General features: G+C 53.3%; 27 protein-coding genes. 16 read left to right on the top strand and 11 right to left on the bottom strand.

Going from position 1 to position 26,894, the window contains the following annotated elements:
* Nucleotides 1-2: 2 nt before the first annotated feature.
* Entirely contained in the window at nt 3-362 is a 360-nt protein-coding gene (folB, locus tag ACSV5M_RS08025; protein ID WP_439175314.1) for a dihydroneopterin aldolase, read from the top strand.
* Complete coding sequence (gene folK / locus ACSV5M_RS08020) at nt 359-874, top strand: 2-amino-4-hydroxy-6-hydroxymethyldihydropteridine diphosphokinase (protein ID WP_439175311.1); 516 nt, start codon at nt 359-361, stop codon at nt 872-874. The genes folB and folK overlap by 4 nt, the downstream gene beginning before the upstream one ends.
* 57 nt (nt 875-931) lie before the next feature.
* On the opposite strand, the gene ACSV5M_RS08015 is transcribed toward folK, so the two are convergent.
* The 5 genes from ACSV5M_RS08015 to ACSV5M_RS07995 all read right to left on the bottom strand — a co-directional run bounded on the left by ACSV5M_RS08015 (nt 932) and on the right by ACSV5M_RS07995 (nt 6,106).
* Nucleotides 932-1,351 carry an Hsp20/alpha crystallin family protein gene (locus tag ACSV5M_RS08015; RefSeq protein WP_439175309.1) on the bottom strand — a complete coding sequence of 140 codons (420 nt, stop codon included), beginning with the start codon at nt 1,349-1,351 and terminating at the stop codon, nt 932-934.
* A gap of 204 nt (nt 1,352-1,555) precedes the next feature.
* Entirely contained in the window at nt 1,556-2,521 is a 966-nt protein-coding gene (locus ACSV5M_RS08010; RefSeq protein WP_439175307.1) for a magnesium transporter CorA family protein, read from the bottom strand.
* Between the two features lie 18 nt (nt 2,522-2,539).
* A complete protein-coding gene (locus ACSV5M_RS08005) occupies nt 2,540-4,033 on the bottom strand; it encodes a RimK family protein (RefSeq protein ID WP_439175306.1) in 1,494 nt (497 codons plus the stop codon).
* A gap of 99 nt (nt 4,034-4,132) precedes the next feature.
* Complete coding sequence (locus ACSV5M_RS08000; RefSeq protein ID WP_439175305.1) at nt 4,133-4,900, bottom strand: pteridine reductase; 768 nt, start codon at nt 4,898-4,900, stop codon at nt 4,133-4,135.
* Between the two features lie 6 nt (nt 4,901-4,906).
* Complete coding sequence (locus ACSV5M_RS07995) at nt 4,907-6,106, bottom strand: multifunctional CCA addition/repair protein (RefSeq protein ID WP_439175750.1); 1,200 nt, start codon at nt 6,104-6,106, stop codon at nt 4,907-4,909.
* 452 nt (nt 6,107-6,558) lie between these two features.
* Here ACSV5M_RS07995 and ACSV5M_RS07990 point away from each other — a divergent pair, with 452 nt between their 5' ends.
* From ACSV5M_RS07990 to ACSV5M_RS07975, 4 genes are all read left to right on the top strand, one after another.
* Entirely contained in the window at nt 6,559-7,479 is a 921-nt protein-coding gene (locus ACSV5M_RS07990; protein ID WP_439175303.1) for a DMT family transporter, read from the top strand.
* 417 nt (nt 7,480-7,896) lie between these two features.
* Complete coding sequence (locus ACSV5M_RS07985) at nt 7,897-8,580, top strand: TorF family putative porin (protein WP_439175301.1); 684 nt, start codon at nt 7,897-7,899, stop codon at nt 8,578-8,580.
* Nucleotides 8,581-8,757: 177 nt separating this feature from the next.
* On the top strand, nt 8,758-9,804 hold the full coding sequence (gene galE / locus ACSV5M_RS07980) for a UDP-glucose 4-epimerase GalE (RefSeq protein ID WP_439175299.1): 1,047 nt from the start codon (nt 8,758-8,760) through the stop codon (nt 9,802-9,804).
* A 31-nt stretch (nt 9,805-9,835) separates the two neighbouring features.
* Nucleotides 9,836-10,798 carry a calcium/sodium antiporter gene (locus ACSV5M_RS07975; RefSeq protein ID WP_439175297.1) on the top strand — a complete coding sequence of 321 codons (963 nt, stop codon included), beginning with the start codon at nt 9,836-9,838 and terminating at the stop codon, nt 10,796-10,798.
* A 93-nt stretch (nt 10,799-10,891) separates the two neighbouring features.
* Here ACSV5M_RS07975 and ACSV5M_RS07970 read toward each other — a convergent pair whose 3' ends face one another.
* From ACSV5M_RS07970 to ACSV5M_RS07950, 5 genes are all read right to left on the bottom strand, one after another.
* Nucleotides 10,892-11,842: a DegV family protein gene (locus ACSV5M_RS07970; RefSeq protein ID WP_439175296.1), complete on the bottom strand. Its 951-nt coding sequence runs from the start codon at nt 11,840-11,842 to the stop codon at nt 10,892-10,894.
* A 190-nt stretch (nt 11,843-12,032) separates the two neighbouring features.
* Nucleotides 12,033-13,412 (bottom strand): ATP-binding protein, encoded by a 1,380-nt coding sequence (locus tag ACSV5M_RS07965; RefSeq protein ID WP_439175293.1) that lies wholly within the window; start codon nt 13,410-13,412, stop codon nt 12,033-12,035.
* Nucleotides 13,413-13,454: 42 nt separating this feature from the next.
* Complete coding sequence (locus ACSV5M_RS07960) at nt 13,455-14,135, bottom strand: response regulator transcription factor (protein ID WP_439175292.1); 681 nt, start codon at nt 14,133-14,135, stop codon at nt 13,455-13,457.
* Between the two features lie 17 nt (nt 14,136-14,152).
* Nucleotides 14,153-14,470: a PepSY domain-containing protein gene (locus ACSV5M_RS07955; RefSeq protein WP_439175291.1), complete on the bottom strand. Its 318-nt coding sequence runs from the start codon at nt 14,468-14,470 to the stop codon at nt 14,153-14,155.
* A gap of 126 nt (nt 14,471-14,596) precedes the next feature.
* Nucleotides 14,597-15,181, bottom strand: coding sequence for a glycine zipper 2TM domain-containing protein (locus ACSV5M_RS07950; protein ID WP_439175290.1), 585 nt, complete (start codon nt 15,179-15,181; stop codon nt 14,597-14,599).
* Nucleotides 15,182-15,377: 196 nt separating this feature from the next.
* On the opposite strand from ACSV5M_RS07950, the gene ACSV5M_RS07945 reads away from it, so the two are divergent.
* The 10 genes from ACSV5M_RS07945 to ACSV5M_RS07900 all read left to right on the top strand — a co-directional run bounded on the left by ACSV5M_RS07945 (nt 15,378) and on the right by ACSV5M_RS07900 (nt 25,487).
* Nucleotides 15,378-16,643: a glutamate-5-semialdehyde dehydrogenase gene (locus ACSV5M_RS07945; RefSeq protein WP_439175287.1), complete on the top strand. Its 1,266-nt coding sequence runs from the start codon at nt 15,378-15,380 to the stop codon at nt 16,641-16,643.
* A gap of 23 nt (nt 16,644-16,666) precedes the next feature.
* Entirely contained in the window at nt 16,667-17,308 is a 642-nt protein-coding gene (gene nadD, locus ACSV5M_RS07940) for a nicotinate-nucleotide adenylyltransferase (RefSeq protein WP_439175286.1), read from the top strand.
* Nucleotides 17,309-17,370: 62 nt separating this feature from the next.
* Entirely contained in the window at nt 17,371-17,706 is a 336-nt protein-coding gene (gene rsfS, locus ACSV5M_RS07935) for a ribosome silencing factor (RefSeq protein WP_439175285.1), read from the top strand.
* A gap of 20 nt (nt 17,707-17,726) precedes the next feature.
* Nucleotides 17,727-18,194: a 23S rRNA (pseudouridine(1915)-N(3))-methyltransferase RlmH gene (gene rlmH / locus ACSV5M_RS07930; protein ID WP_439175284.1), complete on the top strand. Its 468-nt coding sequence runs from the start codon at nt 17,727-17,729 to the stop codon at nt 18,192-18,194.
* Nucleotides 18,195-18,247: 53 nt separating this feature from the next.
* The gene (gene mrdA / locus ACSV5M_RS07925; RefSeq protein WP_439175283.1) at nt 18,248-20,197 is read left to right on the top strand and encodes a penicillin-binding protein 2; all 1,950 of its coding nucleotides are present in this window, start codon (nt 18,248-18,250) and stop codon (nt 20,195-20,197) included.
* 2 nt (nt 20,198-20,199) lie between these two features.
* Nucleotides 20,200-21,357 (top strand): rod shape-determining protein RodA, encoded by a 1,158-nt coding sequence (gene rodA, locus ACSV5M_RS07920; protein WP_439175282.1) that lies wholly within the window; start codon nt 20,200-20,202, stop codon nt 21,355-21,357.
* 75 nt (nt 21,358-21,432) lie between these two features.
* On the top strand, nt 21,433-22,494 hold the full coding sequence (gene mltB, locus ACSV5M_RS07915) for a lytic murein transglycosylase B (RefSeq protein WP_439175281.1): 1,062 nt from the start codon (nt 21,433-21,435) through the stop codon (nt 22,492-22,494).
* A complete protein-coding gene (locus tag ACSV5M_RS07910; protein ID WP_439175280.1) occupies nt 22,491-23,339 on the top strand; it encodes a septal ring lytic transglycosylase RlpA family protein in 849 nt (282 codons plus the stop codon). The genes mltB and ACSV5M_RS07910 overlap by 4 nt, the downstream gene beginning before the upstream one ends.
* A 144-nt stretch (nt 23,340-23,483) precedes the next feature.
* The gene (locus ACSV5M_RS07905; RefSeq protein ID WP_439175748.1) at nt 23,484-24,662 is read left to right on the top strand and encodes a D-alanyl-D-alanine carboxypeptidase family protein; all 1,179 of its coding nucleotides are present in this window, start codon (nt 23,484-23,486) and stop codon (nt 24,660-24,662) included.
* Nucleotides 24,663-24,881: 219 nt separating this feature from the next.
* Nucleotides 24,882-25,487: a DUF805 domain-containing protein gene (locus ACSV5M_RS07900; RefSeq protein WP_439175279.1), complete on the top strand. Its 606-nt coding sequence runs from the start codon at nt 24,882-24,884 to the stop codon at nt 25,485-25,487.
* Between the two features lie 43 nt (nt 25,488-25,530).
* On the opposite strand, the gene ACSV5M_RS07895 is transcribed toward ACSV5M_RS07900, so the two are convergent.
* Nucleotides 25,531-26,883 carry a DUF58 domain-containing protein gene (locus ACSV5M_RS07895; protein WP_439175278.1) on the bottom strand — a complete coding sequence of 451 codons (1,353 nt, stop codon included), beginning with the start codon at nt 26,881-26,883 and terminating at the stop codon, nt 25,531-25,533.
* Nucleotides 26,884-26,894: the final 11 nt, after the last annotated feature.

Genomic DNA, 26,894 nt, shown 5'->3' with positions numbered 1-26,894 from the left:
TCATGGATATTGTTTACATCAGAGATTTACACATCGACACCATCATCGGCATCTATGATTGGGAGCGTCAGGTGCGCCAGACGGTCAGTATCGATCTGGAGATGGCCACGGATATTCGCCAGGCTGCCGCGACGGATGATATTCAATACGCCTTGAACTACAAGGCTGTGTCCAAACGCGTTATTGCGTATGTGGAAAACCGCAATGCCTTGTTGGTGGAATCGCTGGCCGAAGAGGTGGCGCAAATCGTGCGTGACGAATTTAATGTGCCCTGGTTGCGCTTGCGTTTGAGTAAACCCGGTGCGATTCGCGGCGCGCGCGATGTGGGTCTGGTTATCGAGCGCGGAGTCAAACCGCAATGACGCAGGTGTATCTCGGTTTGGGTAGCAACATTCATCGCCATCAACATATCGCGGCAGCACTGGATGCGTTGCATGAGGTGTTTGGTGAACTAAAAATCTCCACCGTTTATGAAAGTAAATCTGTGGGTTTTAACGGTAGTAATTTCTTTAACCTGGTTGTGGGTGTCCAGACCGCGTTATCGATCTCTGAATTATCAAAGGTGTTGAAGAATATTGAGGATGAGAACGGGCGGTGCCGGCAAGGACCCAAATTCAGCCCTCGTACGCTGGATATCGATATTCTGTGTTACGGTGATTTTGTCGGTGTTGAGAATGGCATTGCGTTGCCGCGCGCAGAGGTGGTCCAGAACGCATTTGTCCTGTTGCCGTTAGCCGATATTGCGGCGGACGCAGTGCATCCCGCGTTGCAAAAAACCTACGCGGCGCTGTGGCAGGCTTACGATAAAACTTCGCAATCACTTTGGCCGGTTGATTTTTATTGGAGAGACCGAAAAATTTCCAGCGCTACCTGAGCGCAGAAAGCCTCTCCCTTCCCTGGTAATGAGAGGCGGTAGCATAAGTCAGTGCAATTAATGGATTTCGATTCGATGAGTTGATGGCACTGAGGGCTCTACTTTGGGAACCATCAATGTCAAAATCCCGTCCTTGAACTTGGCGTCAATGTCTTTTTCCTTGACCGCTGTGCCTAAATCAAAACTGCGTACAAACTTGCCATAACGTCTTTCCTGGCGAATAAGTTTCCCATCCCTCTCATCCCTGGTTTCCTGACGCGCTTCAGCGGTTATTGAAAGCATTCCATTATCCAGTGTTAGTTGGATATCTTTCTTCTCGACACCGGGTAACTCGGCGGTAATTTCGAAGCGATCTTTTTTCTCGTTGATATCAACGCGCGGTGAAAACGATACTCCAGGGCCAGCTCTCAGCGGTGTCCAGAAGTTTTCGAGTATTTGGTCTACATCAAAGAGTGAGTTGCGCGGTATAAGATTCATAAACAACCTCCGTCATGATGGTTAACTAACCAGGGTAGGGACGGCTGAATTATGAGCGTGTTAGCAGGTGGCTATTTGATTTGGAGCAATTAATCCTTATATTTTTGCGCAATGGGATTTTTCAGTATGCGTTATTGGCGTAGCAAGTATAAAAATCGCGCCACGTATGACTTCTTATTGATGCGTTAACACTTTCCGATATGTCTACAGCCATTTTTTATAAGCGAACCAACCGAAGCCGGTAGCCACCAGCAGCATGGCGCCCCACGCATAGAAGTAACCATATTGCATCTTTAGCTCGGGTATATTTTCAAAGTTCATCCCATAGATGCCGGCGATAAAGGTTAAAGGAACAAAAATTGCCGTGATAATGGTCAGCACCTTCATGGTGTTGTTCAGCATGTGCGAGGAGATAGAAAGGTAACCTTCAATCAAGTCGCCACAAATTTCGTAATACATGGTGCACAAACCGTGCAAGCGTTCGCACCGTTCAAATAAATCCTGCAGGGCATGTTCAATGTCGCCGTCTTCGTCAATCCAGGCTTGAGGAATATTTTTCAGCAGATTGGTCGCAAGGCGCTCGTGGTAACTGAAGATGCGGCGTAGTTTGCGCAAACGGGATTTATAGGCAATCAGCTCGCGCATGGTTTCATCATTGGGGCGCTCCTGCATACAATCTTCCAATTCATTCAGGCTTGGTTCGAAGGCCAGCACGGCCTCCAGATAACGCCCCACGGAATAATGCATGGTGCTGACGGCAAGTAACGCAGGGCTTCTGAGCGAAGTGCCTTTGCCAGCCATCTCCCAGCCGTGGCGCACGCCCGTGGAGGGCCGTTGGTGACAACTGATCACACAGCGTTCACCGACAAACAACGCAATGGTCATTTGTTCTATCGTCAGGTCGTCGTTGAACTGGGTAATACCGCGATACAGAAGCAGGGTATGGTTTTCAAAGGCTTCTGTTTTGGGGGGATGGCGAAAACGTTGCACATCTTCAATAGCCAGTGGATGGCAGTCAAGTGATTCGAGCATCTGGCGTTCATCTTCAGGAGACTCGCCTTCCAGGTCTATCCATATATAAGTATTTTCTTCATTCTGCCAGCGTCCAATCAGTTCAGTGCCGCCCTCGATAAGATTTTCCTCTGCGGTGAGCAGTAGCGTTTTGATCATCCCAAAGTCCTTACGGTGTTAAAAAGATAACTCTTCTTTTAAATGACGAATTTTTTGTACGCGGTGGATAAACTCCTGCAAGATCATGTGGTAAAGCTCATCACCGATAAATTCATCTTCTACACCGGCGTCGATGCTGGGGTTATCATTAATTTCAATCACCACCACGCGATCTTTTAGTTGTTTCAGGTCGACGCCATACAAACCATTACCGATCATGCTGGCTGCTTTGATGGCGGTATTGATGACCGCCTTGGGTACTTCATAGGTCGGCATGGTAACGAAGCCGCCGGAAGGATCGCTTTTATTGTTGTGGTCGTAAATCTGCCAGTGGTCACGCGCCATAAAATATTTGCAGGCATACAAAGGTTTTCCGTTGAGCACCCCGATGCGCCAGTCAAAATCGGTGTAGACAAATTCCTGAGCGAGCAACAAGGCCGAATGTTTTAACAAGTCCGCCACACCTTTATCCAGGGCTGCACGATCTTCAGCTTTCACCATACCGCGCGAAAAAGAGCCGTCGGGAATTTTAAGGATTAACGGGAAGCCCAGCTCTTCCGCAATCTTGTCGAGAATCGCCGGCGATTGATTGGAAATCAGGCGGGTCTTGGGTGTGGGAATGCCACGCGTCGCAAACAGGTCGGCCAGATACACTTTGTTGGTGCAACGAATAATGGATTGGGAGTCATCCATTACCGCCAGCCCTTCCGCCTCGGCGCGGCAAGCAAACTGAAAGGTGTGGTGATTGATATTGGTGGTTTCCCGGATAAATAACATGTCGTATTCCGGCAGTTTGCGAATATCCTTGCGTCCGATAAAGTCCACCTGAATACCGAGTTTGTTGCCAATCTTCACGAATTTTTTCAGCGCTTTTTCATCGCTGGGTGGCAGAGGATCTTCAGGGTTGATCAGTATGGCCATATCGTAGCGGCTGATCTTCTGCGTTTTTTGTTTGCGCCAGAGCTGCGCGCTGAAATGATCAAGTGCATTGGCAAAAGCCTCCTGCTCGGCGTCCAGCTTCAAACTGTGCAGGGCTGTGACCTTCAGGCTGCTCACTCGCCAGCTGCCGTCCCATTCCAGTTCGGCGCGCATGATCGGGCAGGGCTGCTGCTCAAATAATTCCCGCGCCAGCTTTTGCAGTTCCGGTACGCTGCTCTCACCAAAAAAAATCCAGAACGCTAACTTGGGTTCCTCGCGCGATGCCAGTTTTTTAAGGAACTTCTCGGAATGGTTGTGCAGGTGTTCCTGGATGATGGCAAAGGAGTGCTGGTTGCGCAGATCATTGAGCGTCTTGACCGAAGGGATAACCGAATGACCGCGCGCTTCTGCCAATAGTGAGCAGTAATAGCCTTTGCTCAGGTAGCCGAATTTACGGCACAGGTTGATCACACGGGTACGATTGGTTTTGGTGGTACTGAGTTGCAGATAGTTGTCGAACGTGATGACATGTTCACTGGGAAAATAGGGCGCCCAGTCCTGTTCAGATTCAACCACGATGAGCAGACGCGACATTGAGAGTGTAACCTCGCTGGTAAAGTCTTTGTTATGTAGCTTAGCGTTTTTTAATGCAGGTGCCAGTCTTTGTTTGGGTGAATTGTGCGGGCCAACACGTTAATTACAGAGGCTGCGGCCACCGTCTACTGTGATGATCTGACCGGTAATGTAAGGTGCATCCTGAACCAAAAATCTGACAGCCCGCGCAATGTCTTCGGGGCTGCCGCTGCGTGCCAGGGGGATTTTTTGCAGGATCTCCTGCTGTGTTGCGTCATCCAGACCATTGTTCTGTTCCGGCCAAAGTATAGCGCCTGGCGCAATGCCGTTGACTCGCACCTGTGGAGCGAGTTCCCGTGCGAGAGATTTGGTGAGCATCACATTGCCCGCTTTGGCTGCACAATAGATCGGATGTTGCTTGAGTGGGCGATCTGCGTGGATATCCGCAATATTGATAATACAACCCTTGCGTTGTTGCAGCTCGGCGGCAAAGGCTTGCGCGAGAAAAAACGGCGCCTTCAGGTTGCTGTTCATTAAATCATTCCATTGCGCCTCACTGGCATCGGCTACCGGTGTAGGAAAAAAGCTCGACGCATTATTAATTAATACATCGAGCCGTTGCCATTGTTGCAGCAGGGTGTGGGCCAGGTGTTGAATTTCCTGGAGATGATTCAGGTCGGCGGCAAAGGCAAGAGCGGAGTTCGAGCGCTGTTGATTCAGTTTGTCCACCACCGCTTGAGCCTCCTTCGCTGAATGACGGTAATGCAGTGCAATATTGAAACCCGCCTGATGAAGGTTTTCAGCAATGATTGCGCCGATGCGACGCGCCCCACCCGTTATTAATGCAACGGGACGTGAATCAGACGATGTCGATAAAAGATTTTCCATAGTATGTCAGTGTGTTTCTGGCTTGCGCAGTTGTTGAATGTGGGTCAGGCGTTGTTGGTCCAGTTCATCACCGAAGGCTTTGCCCGTTAAGCCTTGTGCCGCGATAGCCTTCAGGTCGATCGCCAGGCAGGCCTGTAACGCCTCACGCAAAAAATCTGCGGGAAGATAATGTGCTAACGCTCGGTCATGACTGCGAGCGATGGATTCACAGCATAATAAAAAATTCTCAAAACGTTGTGGTCGGCGAAAGGCATCGGTACGCAACAACAAAGTTAATACCATTTCAGGTTCCAATGTTTGCGCGCAATGGCAGTGAACATGAAATTCTGCCACCAGCACGGCCAGCTCCCGGTACTCTTTAGGTGCCGCGATACGTTCGCAAAGCGCATGAATTGCAGAGGTATTGTTGTCGAGGTGTGGTGGCAAGCCATCGTTCAATGCATGTAGCAAGGTGGCAAAACGGATCAGCGGATCAGGGCTGAGTTGACTCGCCTGTTGTAAGCTCAATAACGCGAGGGAGCCAAGGTCCGCAGCGGGCTGATGTGCATCTTGCACCGGCATCTCGAACAAGCGGTCCAGCTCCGGCAGAATACGCGCAAGGGCACCACAATCGCGTAACACCCGGATAAACACATCGGCTGATGTTTCTCCCAATGCGCGTTGCGTTTCTTTCCAGACCCTCTCGGCCACCAGGTGATCCGCTTCGCCGCTGACGACCATTGAACGCATCAATGCCAGGGTTTCTTCCGCAATGCGAAAGCCTAAATGGTGGTAGCGTGCGGCAAAACGGGCAATGCGTAAAATGCGCACCGGATCTTCTGCAAAGGCGGGCGACACATGCCGCAGGATTTTTTGTTCCAGATCGCGGCGGCCGTTATAGGGATCAATGATATTGCCCTGTGCGTCTTCAGCGATGGCATTGATGGTGAGATCCCGGCGGCGCAGATCGTCTTCCAGGGTGATATCTTCCGCACAATAAAAGGTAAAGCCAGCGTAGCCGTGACCGGTCTTACGCTCTGTGCGCGCCAGCGCATATTCTTCGCGGGTTTGTGGATGCAGGAAGACCGGAAAGTCCTTGCCCACTGGCACAAAGCCCTGGGCTTCCATGATCTTCGGCGTGGCACCGACCACGACCCAATCTTTTTCGCTGGAAGGATAGCCCAGCAGTTTGTCACGGACGGCGCCGCCGACCAGAAAAGTCTTCATCATGTTCAGGCAGGTCATCATGCAGGAGCCAGACGTTGGCTCTTTATAAGGTGGAGTCACTCTACTGTATGTGTTGGTGAAATCATAGATGCCGCCTTGTCCAGTGGACGAATAAGTGAGAGTAAAACCCGCTTCATTTTTATCTCATTTTTTATCTCGTGGGCTGTTGTTATCCGCACCGCTTTCCTTTAGAGTCATTGCTCTTTTCATCCAAAGATTAATGGCTATGTCTGTTACACAATCCGCACTACGAATCCGCGCACTGCATGTCGCCCATTGGGTGGCACGCGCGTTATTGTTTGCGGAGTTTGATGAATAGTCGATAGAAAACTTTTTCAACAAAGGCCGCAGCGAGATCTCCCTGCGGCCTTTTTTATTTCCATAGAAAAATCCCGGGGTCAGCTACCGCGTCGCTGCATCAATAAGCTGTATTAATGATAAGGAGCTTTATCGTGGCAGTTTTTCTGGCGTACGTTTTAGTGGTGCTCATTTGGGCAACAACTCCCCTGGCTATTCAATGGAGTAGCGATAGCATCAGCTTTATTGCCGCTGCACTGGCGCGCATGATGATTGCTGTGGCATTTGCATTGCCGATATTGTTCGCACTGCGCCGGCAGTTATTTCCTCCCGGTGCCTGGAAAGTCTATCTGGCCGGTTCTATCGGCATTTTTCCCAATATGCCGGTCGTGTATTGGGCGGCACAATTTATTCCTTCGGGTTTAGTGGCGGTGATTTTCGCGATGTCGCCTTTCGTTACGGGTGTTCTGTCGCTGTTGATTTTGCGTGAAAACCCTTTCACCCTTCGGAGAGTCATGGCATTGGTTGTGGCGCTGTCAGGGCTCTTGGTTATTTTTTATGGCCAATTGCGCATTGATCGCGAAGGGGTCTATGGCATCGGTGGCATCCTGTTGTCCTGTCTGTTGTTCAGCTTCAGCAGCGTCTGGATGAAACGCCTTAATGAAAATACCGAAGCCTTTACGCAGATGACGGGTTCGTTGTTGTTTTCGCTGCCGGGCTTAATGCTCACCTGGTGGTGGCTGGATGGTCAGTTCCCGCACGATTTTTCGCATAAAACCATCGGGGCGGTGGCCTACCTGGCGATCTTTGGTTCCCTGCTGGGTTATACGTTGTTTTTCTTCATCCTGAAGCGCTTGTCCGCCAGTGTCGTCTCGCTGGTCACACTGATGACACCTCTTCTGGCATTAGTGTTGGGCGTATGGGTTGCCGAGGAGCGGTTCACGTTGCAACTCCTGATCGGTGTCGGCATGGTCATCCTGGTGCTGGTGTTTTACGTCGATCTGGGGCTCACCCGGCTGTGGCGATCCTGCCTGCAGGTGGCGAGTCAGTTATGGGGCGCATCCGCCGTTCGATAACCGCGATTGCCTTTACCCCGAGAGTGGTGTGCCCGACTTCGGTCGGGCCACGCCCCTCTGCCGGAGCGGATGTGTGCGCTGTGCCGGGGTTTTAGCTGGAGAAATTGGCTTTCTATCAATTTTTATAGCGATTTATCCTTCCTTTCCTCCGCTATCCCTCCGGAACATTTATTTGTGCACAAAGTTGGTGCCAATGGCCTCCGATGCCACCGATTTTCTGCATCAATATGGTGCCTCACGATGTTTTTGCCCCGGTATGCCATCTTGTATTCATCCTCTATCTTTTTGATTTATATATAAAAAACAAAGTTGGCTTGGTAACTGCAATATTGGCGACAAGCTAGTTCGGAATGATATCGACAGCTGCCTCAACAATTAAACGGCTTTACCAATACCTAAAACCTAGAGGAAGAACTCATGAAGAAGATGAAACAAAAATTTCTGGCCAGTGCCATCGCTCTTTCGGCTCTGGCTTCTACCGCTGTAATCCCGGCTGCTAATGCGGCTGAGGTGTCTGCATCGGTAGGTGCTTCTAATATGTATTACTGGCGCGGTTTTGACCTGTTGGGTGGTGCCGCATTAATCGGCGATGTGAATGTAAGTTCCAATGGTTTCTTTGCCGGCCTGTGGGCCTCTTCAGGCGATGAAGTTTTGGGAAGTGAATACGATATCTATGCAGGTTACTCAGGTGAAGCGGGTGATTTTAGCTACGGTGTCAGTTTTGTTTCATATAACTATGCCAATCCATCAGCAGGTATTGAGCCTGTTAGTCCAGGTGATTACGTAGAAGTCGTGCCATTCTTGGGATATGGTCCATTCAAAGTCACCTACTACGATGCCATCAATGCTGACCACGATTCATTCTCTGAGGATTACAGCTACGTTACCGCAGAGCTTAACTTTGATAAATTCGGTATTAAGTACGGTCAGCACATGTTGAAAGACGGTGGTTCTGGCTCAATGGATGGCGTAGCTCATATTGACCTTACCTACAAATTTAACGACAAGCTGAGTTTCACGTTGGGTCAGATCGTAGACGACAATGATTTTGCAAACGACGAAACTAACTTCGTCGTGACTTTATCTCTGCCGATTGAATAAATACTGATGCATTCACGTTAAAAGTTAAGGCAAGCGCAAGCTTGCCTTTGCTGTTTTTACACCACGGATAAATTTTCACCGCCTGTATTTTTCTGTGAACATCCCCGGCTAAATCAGTATGATGGGCACCTGCAACGGGTTACCTCTCTGACTTTACATCTAAGGGACACAGGAATCATGACTTCATCCCAAGAGCGGGCTGATCGCCCTCACATCCTCGTTACCGGTGGCGCCGGTTTTATCGGTAGCCATGTCTGTGTTGAATTGATTAATAGCGGTTATCTACCTGTCGTTGTCGACAATCTGTGCAACAGCAAGCCTGAAGCGCTGAAGCGGGTCGCGGCTATTACTGGTGTAGAGCCGGTGTTTTATGAAGTGGATATCAATGATAAAGCGCGGATGCGCGAGGTGTTTGCCACCCATTCCTTTGCCGCCGTCATGCATTTTGCCGGCTTGAAGGCCGTAGGCGAGTCGAACCAGATCCCGATGAAATATTACCGCTATAACGTGGCGGGCACGCTCTCCCTGACGGAAGTCATGGAGGAGTTCGGCGTATGGAAATTGATCTTCAGCTCATCCGCCACCGTATACGGCGATCCGGTGAGTGTGCCTATCGATGAAAGTTTTACTACCTCGGCTACCAACCCTTACGGGCGCAGCAAGTTGATGGTAGAGGAGATCCTGCGCGATATCGCCGCGGCTCCGGGCAGCGACTGGAATATTTCCCTGCTGCGTTACTTTAACCCTGTTGGTGCGCATGAAAGCGGCATGATCGGCGAAGATCCTGCTGGTATTCCCAATAACCTGTTGCCTTATGTGGCTCAGGTGGCCATCGGTAAACTGAAAGAGCTCAGCGTCTTTGGCGATGACTACAACACAGTGGATGGTACCGGCGTGCGCGATTACATCCATGTGGTGGATCTGGCCCAAGGCCATGTCGCGGCGTTGAAGGGATTGGATCAGGTGGGCGCCGGTTGTCGTGCATACAACCTCGGAACCGGGAGCGGTTATTCGGTTTTACAGATTTTACAAGCGTTCGAAGCGGCGAGCGGGCGTAAGGTGCCGTACCGCATCACACCGCGTCGGCCGGGCGATATCGCCAGCTGCTATGCCAATGCGGATAAAGCCAGGAAGGAATTAGGCTGGGAGGCGCGCCTCGACTTGCCGCGCATGATGCAGGATGCCTGGCGCTGGCAGCAGCAGAATCCGAATGGTTACGAATGACGGCAATAAATAAGCAAGGTGTGGGGCGTTTATGACGAATGTGTTGTGGTTGTTGTTGGGTGTGGGTTTACTGACGGTTGGTGGTGAAGGCGTTGTGCGGGGTGCCCTGGCCGCCGCCCGCAGATTGGGTGTTTCACCACTATTGGCTGGTCTGGTGATTGTTGGTTTCGGTACTTCCGCCCCGGAGCTGGTGGTGTCGGTGAAAGCGGCTTTTGATCAGCAACCGGACATTGTGCTGGGTAACGTCGTGGGCAGTAATATGGCCAATATGCTCCTGATATTGGGGGTTAGTGCGTTGATCATGCCGTTGACCATTCATATCAAATCCCTGCGGCGCGATGGTTTATCCATGTTGGCTGCGACATTGCTGTTTATGGCTCTGGCCAATCTGTATGGATTAAGCCACCTGGACGGCTTTATCTTATTTGGTGTGTTGTTGGCCTACCTTATCTGGGCGTATCGCAGCGAGCGTGAACACCTTGATGATCCGGTGGCGGAGCTGCATCAGGCGGAGGCCAACGAATACGAAAACTTGCCACTGTCTATCCCGTTGACGCTGTTGTTTTTGATCGGTGGCCTGGCGTTATTGTTGCTCGGCGCAGATCGGTTCCTGGTGGGAGCGGTAGGACTTGGACAGATGTTCGGCGTCCCGGAGGCGATCATCGGTTTGACGGTCGTGGCGGTGGGTACGTCCTTGCCGGAACTGGCGGTGTCTATCATCGCCGCAATTCGACGTCATGCGGATGTCGCTATTGGTAATGTACTGGGCAGTAATATCTTTAATTTATTGTCCATCCTGGGGATTGCGTCCATGTTGCAGCCGCTGCCGTTTGGCGGGCGCTTGCAAGCGGTGGATCAATGGGTGCTGTTGGGTGTGTCGATTTTGTTGCTGCTGTTTTTATTTTTTGGCTTACGTTTGTCGCGCATGAAAGGTGCCGCGTTGTTGTTGGTTTATGTGGTCTATGTGGTGACTATGTTTTTTACGCAGCAATAAAGCGAGGCTTGCGAAAACGTTTACTACGTAAGTCATGCAAAAATAAAAACCGGTCTTGTCCAGCCAAGACCGGTTTTTTTGTGCCTATAACATTCAGACCAGTTCCTTGTCAGTTGCAAAGGACAATGCAAATGACTTGGGTCCTACGTTGATGGCGCCGGTCATGCTCATCATCGACAACATGGTTTTAATGCCGTGCTGTTTACAGAATTCGCGAAACTCAACCATCACCGGTTCATCCTTAATTTCTTCCAGTAAACCGCCGTAACTCATGGCGACTACGTCACTGGTTAATCCTTGTTTAACTTGTTTGCGCACGTGGTCCAACAGCTTCCCTACCGCGCCGATAAATCCTTTACCGGTGTCCATCTTTTCAGTCTCGCCGCGATATAACTGCACAATCGGGCGAATATTCAGCATGCTGGCCAATTGGAAATTGATCCAGGAAATATTGTTGTCTCCTTTGCGCAGATGGCGACGGTCGCGCATGTAGGAAAGGTCGTTAGGAATAATGTAGCCGTACACATCTTCACGCATATCGTCGATTTCGCGGATGGCTTTGCTCAGGGGAACCTTTTCCTGATGAATCTTTTTCACCAGTTCGTATACCAGTAGTGCATGACCGGTAAACATGGACATGCTGTCGTACAAGCGAATGCGGAAAGGGATGCGACTAGGGTCAATTTTTTCCAGCTCGCGGAACTTGGGTTCATTAATCAGGGCCGCTTCAGAGACGCGCTTGAACACATCACTTTTTTTGCTGTTGATGGTGACGACTTGCACCAGGTCATATTTGGGTAGCAAGCGGTGCTTGAGGATCTTGGTCATGTCATCCACAGACAGAGGATCGGATTGCGCCAGGCCAAACTTTTTCTTGGAATGGTTTTTATAGAACTGCAACATGGTTTGCGGATCGCGGTAGTCAAGGTGCTGGCCACCGTCATAATTAATGTAAATTGGTAGAACCTCAATGTTGTGTTGCTGGATAAACTTGGCCGGCAGATCGCAGGTGGAATCCACCGCTATACAGGTTCTCGCTGCCATGATTGTGTGCTCCGCTATTTTTACTTGTTGTTGGCTGTTTGTTGTCGATCAATGGGTTTCATGTCGATGGTGACATTATTGACCGGCGGTGGCCGTGCGGACAGCAGCCAAAGCCACTGCGTGTTGTGCGGTAGATTCACAGCATGTTGTGCGACATAGCGCACATAAGTGCAGAAAAAGGGAAGGCGTGTCAGGCGGCCAGCGGTAAGCGAAGGATAAAAGCCGCGCCGCCCAGGGAAGAGCGGTCAATCTGCAACTGGCCGCCGTAGCTGGCAATAATGTCAGCACTGACCGCCAATCCTATGCCTTGACCGGGCTGCGATGTGTCGAGGCGCTGGCCGCGTTGCAGGATGCGCTCCTGCTGGTCGGTGGGAATGCCGGCCCCGTCATCGCTGATATTGATGAGCAGGTGTTGCTGTTCGGTGCGCGCCTCCAGCCGTACCTGGCGATGGCAATATTTAAAAGCGTTTTCCAACAGGTTGCCGAGCAGTTCGAGCAGATCCTGTTCGTCTCCCACAAAGATACTGTGACTGTGGATGTTGGTCTGACAGTCGACCTGTTTATCCCGATACACTTTTTGCAACGCAGCGACCAGCCGTTGCACCACTTGTTCGACCTCAATGCGCTGGTTCAGCCCTTGTTGCTGACTGGATACCGCCCGTTGTAATTGATAGGTCACCACCTGATTCATTCGTGTGACCTGTTCGGCGAGGGTCTGTTGAAGATCGCTCTCATGCGGATCCTGGCTCAACTTACCTTGCAGGACCGCCAGGGGTGTTTTCAAACTGTGCGCCAAATCGCTCAGACTATTACGGTAGCGCTGGCGCAAGGCTTCCTCCCGCGCTAACACCAGGTTCAGGTTATCGACAACGCGTTGCAGCTCACGCGGATGTTCGCCGGCGATGTTACGGGTGTCGCCGCTCTGCATGGCTTTGAGCGCGCGGGCCAGTTTGCTCAGCGGGCGCAGACCCCAACGCAGGATCACCGTCTGGGCCAGTAGCAGCAATAATCCGGCGGCACCCAGCCAGCGCCAGAGTTGGTTGCGATAAGCCTTTAGCTCGGCCAAAAACGCATCGCCATCGTGGGTGACTGCAAAACGAAAAGGATGGCCCTTGCCTCGTGCATCCTCCCAGATCACATCGTAATGCGCACTGAAACGCAGCCCTTCTTTCGTGTCTTTGTCCTGCACAATCAATTGCCCCACAGTGGACTGCTCAGCAAAGCTGTCATGGGAGGGCGCTTCCATCAGGGCGGCGGAATTGGAGCGCCAGATTAACTCTTTGCCTTCGTTATAAATATAGGCGTAGAGCCCGGAATTGAGACGTTCAAAATCCGGCTCCATCAGCACCGTGGGCATCTCCAGGTTGACTTTGCGGGTGCGGATATTGGGCAGCTCCGCAACACTGAACAATAGATATAAGTGCGTGCGCAACCGCGCGTCTTCGGCGGCCATCAGGCTGCGCTGAAAGGCGTTATCGAGGAAAAAGCCGGTGAGCCCCAGGAACAGCGGCAGGAGCAGGGCGGAGGCGACCAGCAGGCGGGCGGAGATCGAAGTAAGTTTGACGGCCATCGTTGGTTATCGGATCTGCGCTGGTGAATAAAACGAGTGGGATTATTTACTGGTGTCGAGATTAAAGCGATAACCCAGGCCCCGTTGGGTGGTAATTAAGTTCAGGCTGCCATCCGGGTCGAGCTTTTTGCGCAGGCGCCCGACAAATACCTCGATCACATTGCTATCGCGATCATAGTCTTGGGCGTACAGATGCTCCGTCAATTCCGTTTTGGAGACATTCTTGCCGGCATGCAAGGCCAAATAAGTAAGCGTGTTGTATTCAAAGCTGGTCAATTCCACTTCCTGACCGCGCAGATGAACCCGGCGGGCACTGGTATCGATAGTGAGCGAACCATAATCCAGCACCGGCGCGGCATGACCGCTGGCGCGACGCAGCAGGGCATTGATGCGGGCGCGCAGTTCTTCCGGATGAAAGGGTTTGGTGAGGTAGTCGTCGGCACCGGCTTCCAGCCCTTCCACTTTGTCCTGCCAGGCACCGCGTGCGGTGAGGATCAGGATGGGAAAGTTACGCTGCTTGGCGCGCAGTTGGCGAATTAATTGGGTGCCGTCCAGCAGCGGCAGGCCGAGGTCAATAATGGCCAGGTCGTAATCGTATTCCTCGCCGAGGAACAGTCCCTCGCGGCCATCAGCGGCGGTATCGCAGGCAAATTTTTCAGCGCTTAACTGACTGCTGATCTGCTCGCGCAGGCTGGGCTCGTCTTCCACAATCAGGATTCGCATGCTGGGGTCCGCTCAGGTTAATTAAGGATGGCGCCGGTCTGGCCATCCACGCTGACCGTGCGCATGTGACCGGAGTTCTGCAGGATCTTTACACCGTAAACCACCCCGTTACCGGTTTGGCGGGTGCTGACATTCATCACTTTGCCGCCGTAACGCTGCTGCACGATGGCCGCCGCCTGGGAAGCGGAAATCCGAGCGCGGGGCCGCTCGTCCTGACTGCCCTTGTCGCTCCGGGGTTCGGCAGAGGCGACTGAGTGGAATGAGCCCAATGTCGCGGCCAGGAGCACAATCAGCAGCCAGCGACAGGGGGAATTGGAGTGACGCAACAGCGACATGGCAAGACTTCCTGCAAAATCATCAAGTTGGGCGTAAGTATACAAGGTGTTCGCAACTCTCGCGTGTGTGCCTTCACAGGAAAAAAGAATCCGGGGTGATTCTGCACCCCGGCAAGAGCGGAGCCATTAGTAGCCGCGACCCGGGCGCACATGCACATCCACAGGAATACGGTCGCCGGGATGGTGGCTGGTGCGTGTTTGGTAGTACTGGCCGTGGTATTGGTAGGTCACGTCATAGCCCACGACCCGTTGTGAATATTCGGTGTGGTAGCGTGTGTGACATACCTGCTCATCCCGATAGTGAGTGGTGCCGCCGCTGGAGCGATTGCGGCTCACATCGTGGCCGATAGCTGCACCCAGCAGGCCGCCAGCAACAGCGCCGACATCTTTGTTGCGTTTGCTGTGGCCCAGCTCATGGCCGACAGCGGCGCCAATCAGCCCGCCCACAACCGTACCCGTATAGGAACCACTTCTGCCGGGTTCGCGATAAGCGACAGTTTCATAATGACAGGCTTGTTGGGGCACCTGGGTTTCAACACGATGATAAATAGGGCGAGCTTCAACCACGCGGGCGTAATCGTTATGTTGATAACCGCCGTGGTAATGGTGTTTATGTTTGTGATGATGCTTGGGTCCCGCCAACGCGCCATTGGCCAGCAGCAAGCTCAATGCGACGCCGGTGACAGTGCTGATCAAAAGGGACTTTTTCATGGTGGTTCTCCACTGGCTATACGGGTGATCAAGGGATTCTTTACCCTTGTCAGCAGATTACCCTTGTCAAACTGAACCGGAACTGAAGTAAATAGCGCTTTATCCTCCGCTAAATTCGCCAAAAGGCCTTACCAATCAGGGTATAATCGCCGCACTCTTGACTTCACATCACCCTGTTCACGGATTTTTATTACTGATGACCGATTCTCTTGATGTAAAAGCCTATATGGCCGAGTTGGGCCGCAATGCCCGGCAGGCGTCTCGCGTAATTGCCGCCACCCCCTCGGGCGTAAAAAACCAGGCGCTGTTGGCGATTGCTGATGCGCTGGATAACGCCCGGGCCACGCTGACCACGGAAAATCAGAAAGACCTGGAAGCCGGCGCGGCCAATGGTCTGGATTCCGCTATGCTGGATCGCCTTGCGCTTAAGCCAAGCACGATTGACGGCATGATCGAAGGTCTGCGCCAGGTTGCCGCACTGCCGGACCCCTGTGGTGAAATTACCGGTTTGAGTTATCGCCCGTCCGGTATCCAGGTGGGCAAGATGCGCGTTCCCCTCGGTGTGGTGGGCATCATCTACGAATCTCGTCCTAACGTGACTATTGATGCGGCAAGCCTGTGCCTCAAATCCGGTAACGCCGCCATTTTGCGCGGTGGCAGTGAAGCGATACATTCCAACCGTGCGATTGCCAGCTGTTTGCAACAAGGCCTGAAGGCCGCCGGTTTGCCCGACACCGTTGTGCAGATTGTGGAAACCACTGACCGCGCCGCCGTGGGCGAATTAATCACCATGCCGGAGTACGTGGACGTGATCGTCCCGCGTGGTGGCAAGGGACTGATCGAGCGGATCAGTAATGACGCGCGCGTGCCGGTTATTAAACACCTCGATGGCATTTGCCACGTGTATATCGACGATAAAGCCGATCTGGAAAAAGCCTTCGCCATTGCGCTCAATGCCAAGACCCATCGTTACGGCGTATGCAACGCGATGGAGACCTTGTTGGTTGCCGAGAGCGTTGCAGCCAATATATTGCCGCGCCTCGCGGTGGCTTTTGGTAAAAAAGACGTGGAGCTGCGCGGGTGTGAAAAAACCCGCGACCTCATCAATGCCAATATCGCCACTGAAGAAGATTGGGCTACTGAGTATCTCGCCCCGGTGTTGTCGATCAAAGTTGTGGCTGGCCTTGATGAAGCCATTGATCACATCACCCGCTACAGTTCGCAACACACCGACGCCATCGTGACCGAAGACTTCACGCGCGCGCGCCGGTTTATCACGGAAGTGGATTCCAGTTCGGTGATGGTCAACGCATCTACCCGTTTTGCCGATGGGTTTGAATATGGTCTGGGGGCGGAGATCGGTATCTCCACCGATAAGATTCACGCGCGTGGGCCGGTAGGACTGGAGGGATTAACTTCGCAAAAATGGGTCGTGTTGGGTGATGGGCATATCCGCCAATAACGCCGCTGCCGGTGAGCACCTTCATGCGTAACAAGATCGGCGTCCTGGGCGGCACCTTTGATCCGATTCATTTCGGTCATCTGCGCCTCGCCCTGGAGTTAAAGCAATCGCTGGGCTTATCGCAGATGCGGCTGATGCCGTGTCATCGTCCGGTCCATCGTGATGAGCCACAGGTCAGCAGCGCCCAGCGTGCGGAGATGATTCGCCTGGCTTTGCTGGATTGCCCCGAGCTGACCCTGGACGAGCGTGAGTTGCGCCGCGATATGCCGTCTTACACCTTTGATACCTTGCGCAGCCTGCGTGCCGAGTTGGGTGCAGAGGTCAGTTTGATCTGGGCCATGGGCACTGACGCCTTTGCCGCGCTGGATTCCTGGAATCGTTGGCAGGAGTTGCTCGATTACACGCACCTGGTGGTGATTGAGCGTCCCGGATTTTCGTTGCCGGACGCCGGGCCGGTTGCCAGGTTATTGCAACAACATCGTGCGCCGGCCTCGGCGCTGGATGAACTGCCGGCCGGCGCAATTGTCTTGCCTTCATTGCGCCTTCTGGATATTTCCGCTACCGGCATCCGCGCACAGTTGGCGGCCGGTGAGTCGGCCCAGTTTTTATTGCCCGAGTCGGTACGCCGTTACATCCTGGCCGAAGGACTGTATCGACAGGGCTGAGTCTATTTTCTATGGCTTCATCCAATCTCGGATGAAGTATTTTTTAAGCAAGCAGGTAAAGAATGTCAGAAGAGTTAAGCCAGATCGTGATCAACGCGCTCGAAGATCTGAAAGGTAAAAACATTGTGCAGTTGGACGTGCGCGAAATGACCGATGTGACGGATACCCTGATCATTGCCAGCGGTACCTCCAATCGCCATGTCAAATCCATGGCTAACAATGTGGTGGAAGACTCCAAAAAGCTCGGGTACATGCCGCTCGGTGTTGAAGGTATCGATGCGGGTGACTGGGTGCTGGTGGATTTCGGGGATATCGTCGTGCACGTGATGCAGGAAGAAACCCGCAATTTCTATGAGTTGGAAAAACTCTGGTCGATCACGCCCAGTAACCGCGGCTGATTAATTCAGGTTTTCTCGCTATGAGGATTCGCATCATCGCGGTGGGCACCAAGATGCCGGGCTGGGTTGAGCAGGGTTACGCGGAGTACGCCAAACGGTTGCCGCGCGACTGCGCCGTTGAGCTCGTCGAGTTGCCCCTCGCACAACGCGGCAAAAATACTGATATCGCCCGTGCCATGGAAAAGGAAGGCGAAGACATGCTGGCGGCTATCGGTAAGGGCGAGCAGGTGATTGCGCTGGACGTCAAAGGCAAGGCCTGGAGTACCGAACAACTGGCAGAGCAAATGGCGGATTGGCGTATGAGCGGCAACAACTATTGTTTGCTGATCGGTGGCCCCGACGGTTTGGCTCCGCAATGCCTGGCACAGGCGCATATGCGTTGGTCGCTGTCGGCCTTGACCTTGCCGCATCCGCTGGTGCGTATCCTTGTCATTGAGCAGTTGTACCGTGCATGCAGCATCTTGCAGAATCATCCGTACCATAAGTAACGAACGCCCGGCAGCGTCAGCAATAATCTTTTGCAGGTTCAACCAGAGGCACAATGTCCGAAACGCAACACTTTAAAGACTACCACCGCGAAACGCGTATCTTCTGGGCTCGCCTGGCGGTAATGTCTTCGGTGATGCTGGCATTGCTCGGCGTGCTGGTGTATCGCTACCACCACCTGCAAATCGTGCAATACCAGGATTACGCTACCCAATCGGATCGCAATCGTGTCCATATCCAACCCATTCCTCCTACCCGCGGTTTGATCTATGACCGCAACGGTATTTTGTTAGCCGAAAACCGCCCCAGTTACACCCTGTCGATTGTGCGCGAGCGGGCGGGGGATCTTGAAGAAACGCTCAATTTTCTGCAGACCTTGGTTGATATCCGTGCGACTGATCGGGAGAAATTCTACAAACTGATGCATCAGCGTCGCCGTCCCTTCGAGCCCGTGCCGCTGCGTTACAACCTCAGCGAAGAAGAGCTGGCCAGCCTTGCAGTCAATGAATTCCGCCTGGAAGGAGTGGAGATTGATGCGCAACTGGTGCGCCATTATCCCCAGGGCGATTTATTTGCTCACACGGTTGGTTACGTGGGGCGTATCAGCGAGGCAGAACTGGGAAACTTCGATGAGGAGGAATACCGCCGGTATAGCGGTACCCATTCCATTGGCAAAAATGGACTGGAACGGCATTACGAAGATATCCTGCTGGGCGAAGTGGGTAACCAGAACGTGGAAACCAATGCGCGTGGCCGCGTACAGCGGGTATTGGAGCGGATAGATCCCAAACCCGGTGGCGATCTGCATTTGTACCTTGATGTGCGTATGCAGCAAACGGCGGTGGCCGCCCTGGCTGGTCGGCGTGGTGCGGTGGTGGCCATTGAGGTGAAAAGTGGTGGCGTACTGGCGGCTGTCAGTGTGCCCAGTTATGACCCCAACTTATTTGTGACCGGCATCAGTTTTGCCGATTACCGCAGTCTTAATGAATCCCTCGATATGCCGCTTTACAACCGTTTTATCCAGGGGGTTTATCCACCTGGCTCGACAATCAAACCTATGATTGGCCTGGCGGGCCTGGATACCGGTTTTACCGACGTCAATCGCAGCATCAGTGATCCGGGTTTCTTTCGTTTGCCCAACACAGAATGGATATGGCGTGACTGGAAGCGCGGTGGTCACGGCGGCCGCGTTAATCTGAAACAGGCCATCTCGGAATCCTGTGATACTTATTTTTGGGATCTGGGCAATCGCATGGGCGTTGATCGCCTGTCCGAATTTGGCAACCATTTTGGTCTGGGTGAGCTGACTCACATTGATATCCCCAATGAACGTCGTGGTGTTTGGCCCTCGCGCGACTGGAAGCGCGGTGCCAAGGGGCAAGCCTGGTACCCCGGAGATACGATCAATATGTCTATCGGCCAAGGGTATGTCCTGGCATCGCCCATGCAGTTGGCCGTGATGACCGCAACCCTGGCTCACCGAGGTGTACGTATCCGACCCCAGATGGTACAACGCGCCAATGACGAATTTCTCGCGCCGGTGATTGAAGACCGTTTTGATGTCGCGGAAGCCCATTGGGATGCGGTCTTTGACGGTATGGCAGAAGTGATGCACGGTCAACGCGGTACAGCACGTGCGGCAGGCCAGGGGGCGGATTATCGCATGGCGGGCAAGTCGGGCACGGCCCAGGTTGTCGGGATTCCCCAAGGTGCGAAATACGATAGTGAGGCGCTCAAGGAGCGCCACCGCGACCACGCGCTGTTTGTCTCTTTTGCGCCGCTGGAAGACCCGCAGATTGCGGTGGCGGTTATCGTGGAAAACGCCGAGGGCGGCTCCAGCCAGGCGGGACCGGTAGCGCGCAAGATGATGGATGCTTTTTTACGCGGTAAATATCTGATGCCCGAGCAGCCTGAAGGCGTTGAAGAGGCTGCGCCGCCCGTTGCCGGTCGGGCTCCATCCCAGCCTTTGGCCCGACGCGCAATAGATGCAAGCGGAGTGAACTAGCCATGAGTGGACAGGATTTTCTCCGTCGTTTACCCAAAACCGGCTTTGGCCTTGGCCGTCGCGAGGCGCTGCAACAACGCCTGCATGTGGATTTTCTGTTGTTGTTCCTGCTCCTGGCATTGACGGTCGTGGGCATGTCGGTGCTCTACAGCGCCAGCGGTGAAAGCATGGTCACCATGCGCCGCCAGGGGACGTTTTTTCTGATGGCATATATCGCGATGTTTGCGGTCGCCCAGGTGCCTGTGGGTTTAATGCGGCGCATGGCACCCTGGGCTTATGTCGGCGGCGTGATTCTGCTGATCCTGGTACTGGTCGTCGGCGTGGGTGCCAAGGGCGCCCAGCGTTGGTTGAGTATTGGCGGCTTTCGCTTCCAGCCGTCCGAAATCATGAAGCTCGCCATGCCGGTGATGATTGCCGCCTACCTCAGTAAGCGTTTCCTGCCGCCCGGTATCAAACATGTATTTTTTACCTTGCTGCTGATCGCGATTCCCACCGCCTTGATTATTGACCAGCCGGACCTGGGGACCTCTATCCTGGTAGCTGCCTCGGGCATTGTGGTGCTGTTTTTCGCGGGGTTGCGCTGGGGTTATATCGTCCTGGCGGTCATCGTCTTTGCGGCCAGCCTATGGCCGATCTGGCATTTTATGCTGCACGATTACCAGCGCCAGCGGGTGTTGACCCTGCTGAATCCGGAGGCAGACCGCCTCGGCGCCGGCTGGAATATTATCCAGTCCAAGACGGCCATCGGCTCGGGAGGGCTATCGGGCAAAGGCTGGCTTGAGGGTACCCAGTCGCGTCTGGATTTCCTGCCGGAAGGGCACACCGACTTTATTATCGCGGTGATGGCCGAAGAATTCGGACTGCTGGGGGTACTGATGTTGCTCGGCGTTTATATCCTCGTCATCATGCGCGGCATGATGATCGCGCTCAATGCACAGGACAGTTTTGGCCGATTATTGGCTGCGAGCATTACCACCACCTTTTTTGTGTACGTGTTTGTGAATATGGGCATGGTGTCCGGCCTCTTGCCGGTGGTGGGGGTGCCTCTGCCGCTGATCAGCCAGGGCGGTACTGCCATCGTCACCCTTATGGCGGGCTTTGGCATCCTCATGGCGATTGCCACCGAGCGCAAGCGGGTCATGACGCCGCAGAAAAAATAATCAGACCGAAAATAAATCAGGCGCTGTGGGCCAACCAGTTACAGCGCAAGTATCAGTGCGAAAAGGGGTTCAATAATGACGCGAGTCAACGCGGCGGAGGCTGCGCCAGCCAGGCGCTTATCTGCTTACTTCAGTTTGGGAAAAGCCATCAGCCTGCTCACCGGCTGTCTGGTATTGGGATGCGCGAGCACAGGCTCGGCGAATTACAGCCAGCACGCGGAAACCCAGGGCTTTATCGACGAGATGGTGCGTGACCACGGTTTTGCCGCCGAACCTCTGCGCCAATGGTTGGGCCAGGCAGAAAAGAAACAAAACATCCTTGATGCGATTTCGCGCCCGGCAGAAAAAACCAAAACCTGGAAAGAATATCGCCCGATCTTTATCGTCCCGGCCCGTATCGATAATGGCGTGAAATTCTGGCGCGACAACCGTGCGGCCCTAACGCGTGCCGAGCGCGAGTTTGGCGTGCCCGCGGAATATATCGTGGCGATTATCGGGGTGGAGACCAACTACGGGAAAAATACCGGCAGCCATCGCGTGATTGATGCACTCACCACGCTCGCTTTTGATTACCCGCCCCGCGCACCTTTTTTTCGCAAAGAATTACAGAATTATTTTCTCCTGACCCGCGAGCAAAAACAGGACCCGCTGGCGTTCAAGGGGTCTTATGCCGGTGCCATGGGTTACGGTCAGTTTATGCCGTCGAGCTATCGCGCCTATGCGGTGGACTTTGATGGGGACGGCTTCACGGATATCTGGAATAACACCACCGACGCCATCGGCAGCGTGGCCAATTATTTCAAACAGCATGGCTGGCAGGGTGGTAAGCCGGTGGTCAGTCGCGTGCGGCCGGACGATGATATGGGCAAAAAGGCGCCCACCTACACCTTCAATGAGATCAACCCCCCAAGTGTGACGGTCGCCGAATGGAAACAACGGGGTTACCAGCCGATCACGGATTTACCCGTGGATGCCAAGGCCCTGATCCTGAAACTCGATGGCCAACACGGCGAAGAATATTGGCTTGGCCTGCAAAATTTTTACGTCATCACCCGCTACAACCGCAGTCATTTGTATTCCATGGCTGTGCATCAACTCAGCCAGTTAATCAGAGAAAAAATGGAGGCTGGCCAATGAGCATCGTTATTCGCGCGCTGATATTGAGCCTGGTGGGGCTGTTGCTGTTTGCCTGTACCCCCATTACGCCTTACCCCTCGACCCCTAAACAACCGGATTTTGACGATATCAAGGACAGCGGTCCGGAGCGCGAGATTGACACCTCTCACGTACCCGATGCAGTACCGCGCCATGAAGTCCGCACCATCGCGGGCAATAAAAATCCCTATACCGTGCTGGGTAAAACCTACTATTTGCTGAAAGATGAAAGTTCCTACAAAGAACGTGGACACGCTTCCTGGTACGGCAACAAATTCCACGGTCGACGCACATCCAACGGTGAGATCTACGATATGTATGCCATGACCGCCGCCCACAAAACCCTGCCGATTCCGTCTTACGTGCGGGTCACCAATATCAGGAATGGCAAGAGTGTTGTGGTGCGGGTGAATGACCGCGGCCCCTTTCACAGTGATCGCATCATTGATTTAAGTTACGCGGCTGCACAGCGCATCGGTATTCTCAACGCCGGTACCGGGATGGTGGATGTGGAGATTGTCCTGCCGGATGACGCACCGCCCGCGCCCCTGAAAGCCAACGCCACGAATAATGTCATCGCGGGTAGTAAACTCCCGGCCAATACGCATCTACAAATCGGCGCCTTCAGTTCTGAGTCCAGTGCAAAACAATTCGCTGCACAGGTGTCCGGCCATCTGACCTACCCGGTGATCATCAGCCGCAATCAAACCGGCAAACCGATCTTCCGCGTGCGTGTAGGGCCTATTACCGATGCGCGGGATTTACAGCAGGTGCGTCTGGATGTGAAAAAATTGAATATTCCTGAAGCACACGTTGTCTACGAATAATTCTGGTGCCGTTGCGTTTTTTATTGTGCACATTTTTGCGTAAACAGAATGAAAACTTGTGCAACGACAGACGAAAAATCCGGTCACCAACTGGTACAATTCGCCAGTTTTTTTGAACCCATAACAGCGAGTGATTCTGTTCCCATGTTAAAAACATTATTTACCAGTGCATTGTTGTTACTGGCCAGTCATACCTTGCTGGCTCAACCATCTCCCACTCCGAATGCACCCAGTCAGCAAGTGATTATTCCCTCTGCGCCGCAACTCGCTGCGACCGGTTATTTATTGATGGATGCTAATACCGGGGCGGTTATCGTGGAGCACAATGCGGATGAACGGTTACCGCCAGCCAGCCTGACCAAGATGATGTCCAGTTACATCGTTTCGGAAGAGATTGAAAAGGGCCGTATCGGCGAAGAAGACATGGTGAACATCAGTGTCAAAGCCTGGCGCATGGGTGGCTCCAAGATGTTTATCCGTGAAGGCACCCAGGTGTCAGTCAAGGATTTATTGCTCGGCGTGATTGTGCAATCCGGTAATGACGCAACGGTGGCTCTGGCTGAGTATGTGTCCGGCAGTGAAGATGCCTTCGTCGATGTCATGAATCAAAAAGCCGCCTTGATGGGTATGAACAGCACCCACTTTGAAAACTCCACCGGCTGGCCCGCCGATGGTCACCTGACCACTGCCCGCGACCTGGGTATCCTGGCGCGCGCGATCATCAATGATCACCCCGAGCATTACGCACTCTATAAAGAAAAATATTTTGTGTGGAACGACATTCGCCAACCCAACCGCAACCTGTTGTTGTTCCGCGATGAAACCGTAGACGGTTTGAAAACCGGCCATACCGAAGAAGCAGGTTATTGCCTTGTCGCCTCGGCAAAGCGCGATGGTATGCGTTTGATTTCCGTGGTCATGGGCACTAGCAGCGAGAACGCCCGCGCGGCAGAGTCGCAAAAACTTCTGGCCTATGGCTTCCGCTATTACGAAACCCTTTCACTCTATAACGCCGGTACGGAGCTCAGCAAAACCCGCGTCTGGGGTGGTAAAAGTGATGAAGTGGGGCTGGGTATCGCTGAAGATATCAAGCTGACCCTGCCGCGTGGTCGCCAGCAGGACCTGCAAGCCAATATGCATATCAATGACATCATCAAGGCACCCATCGAAGCCGGTCAGGCCCTGGGTAAGGTGGTGATTGAGCTGGATGGTAAGGTGCAGGCCGAGACGGATCTGATTGCCTTACAACCAGTTGAGCAGGCAGGCTTCTTTGCCCGTATCTGGGACAATATAAAGCTGTTCTTCCGCAATTTGTTTAGCTGATACCGGGTTAGCTAGACCGGCGGCGCCCACAGCGAGTGGGCGCTTGCTGTATTCTTCTCTCAAGCCTCTTCTTCTGTTCGGCTATTTTTTTAATTAGTCGACACGATCATATTTTTCGTCGCGCAAAACCGCCGATTTGGGTCTACAATTTCTGGCATCCGTTACAACATCTTGGGGCGTAGCGGAGTCATTCCATTTCATATTTTCAAGGAGATGCTCATGGAAGCAACTAACAATCCCTATCAAACACCGGAAGGTCAATTGACTGTCGATGGTCAAGGTTATGGTGAGGTGAATTTCTTTTCACCGAACACGCGCATCGGGCGACTGCGTTATCTCTCTCACAGTTTTGTATTTATGCTGGTTGCCTATGCCGTACTGGCTGCCGGGTTGGGGCTGGCTTTCGGTGTATCCGAATTTTTCTGGGTGCTGGTAGGTGTCGGGTATATCGCGATGATCGCCTTTTCAGTCATCTTAATGATCCAGCGTTTACACGACCTCAACAAAAGTGGCTGGTTCTGCCTGCTTATGTTTGTACCTTTGGTGAACTTTATTATGGCGTTGTTTCTGGTCTTCGCCGCCGGCACCAAAGGCACGAATAATTTCGGTTTGCAGCCACCGCCGAATAAAACCTGGAACTGGATTCTCGGTATGGCGTTTCCGGTCATCATGGTGGTCGGGATTATTGCGGCTATCGCCTTGCCGGCTTACGTGGATTACACCGAGCGCGCGAAGGCGGCAGCCGAAAGTTATCAGTATGACGACTACGATACCGATAGCGGTACCGAGTCAACAGAATATTCAGACTACGCCGAGGAAGAGTAAGGTTAACCTGTGATCTGATAAAGCGAATCCGCAAGGGTTCGCTTTACAATACCCCCGCCCCTTTAATCTCCAGATAGCTGTTCGCCACCCGCACCGCCAATTCCTTTGCCGTACAGTCCAGGGTATACACCCCGGCGGCGGTCAGTTTTTTCTGCACGTCATGGCGACTGCTCAGATACTGCTGTACGCCGGCATAGCTGATGGCCTCGTCGAGGTTGGTGACCGGGCGTTGTTCCAGTTGGTCGAGGATTTCCTCGCGGATGTTGGCGATCATCACCAGGTGGCGTTTCTTCAACAGGTTTACCGCCAGGAGCAATTCATTCACATCTTCATCGCGGGAGTTGGTGACCAGGATCACCAGCGAGCGTTTTTGTTGTAGCAGAGCCAGTTTTTCCGCAGCGGCGGTGTAATCCGGCGCGCATTGCCCGGCTTGCAGGTCGTACATGCCGTTGAGCAGATTCTTGATCCGTTCCACGCCTTTCTGCGGCGGAATCCAGCGGCTGACTTCGCCAAAACTCATCACGCTCACGCTATCACCCTGACGCAGGGCAATGAAACTCACCAGCAGCATCGCATTGAGCGAATGATCGAAGTGGCTGAGCTCGTCATCCTTGGCGCGCATGCGGCGGCCGCTGTCCACCAGCAATACAATCTGCTGATCCCGTTCGTCCTGGTATTCGCGCGAGATAAGTTTCTGGCGGCGCGATGTGGCTTTCCAGTCGAGTTGCCGCAGGCTGTCGCCGAGGCGATATTCACGCAGTTGCTGGAACTCCAGGCCCGTGCCGCGCCGGGGCTTACGTTTGATGCCGATCTGGCTGGTGTGATTATCCGTGGCCAGGATGGTGTAAGCCGCGATGGCCATAAAATCCGGATAGACCTTCACCTGGCTGGTTGTGCCGCTGCGGTACTGGACTTGCCAAAAACCCAAGGGGCTGGGGATTTGCAAGTAAGCCGCCTCGATAGCCAGAGGTCCACGCTCCAGCGGGCGCAGGTTGTAGCTGACCTGGCTGGTTCGACCGGGCAGGAGTTCAAGGGATAACGGCAGGTTTTGCAGTTCAGCCTTGGCGGGTACGCCGTCAAATACCTGCACCCGCACAGGTCGATTAAATTGGTGGCGCAATTGCAGGGCGACACTGGCCCATTTATCCACCGCCAAGTTGCCTGCGACCTCGCGCTCGACATCGATCCCCGGTAACTGGCGCGACATCATGTAATCCACCCCCACCACAATCAGGCCGGCCAGCAGTATCGCGCCACCGGATTCGAGGCTATTTCCCAAGGCAAAGTAGCTGTTCACGAACGCCAGAGCGAAGGCGGCCAAGGCTAACAGGAGCAGCCCGCCGTAAAGACGTTTGCCCGGTATCCAGCGTCGGCGGCTCCAATGGTGTGGTTTCATGGACGGTCTCG

Origin of the sequence: Cellvibrio sp. ARAG 10.3 (assembly GCF_051846955.1) — a bacterium.
GTDB lineage: Bacteria > Pseudomonadota > Gammaproteobacteria > Pseudomonadales > Cellvibrionaceae > Cellvibrio.
This window is presented reverse-complemented; position numbering and strand designations above follow the sequence as displayed.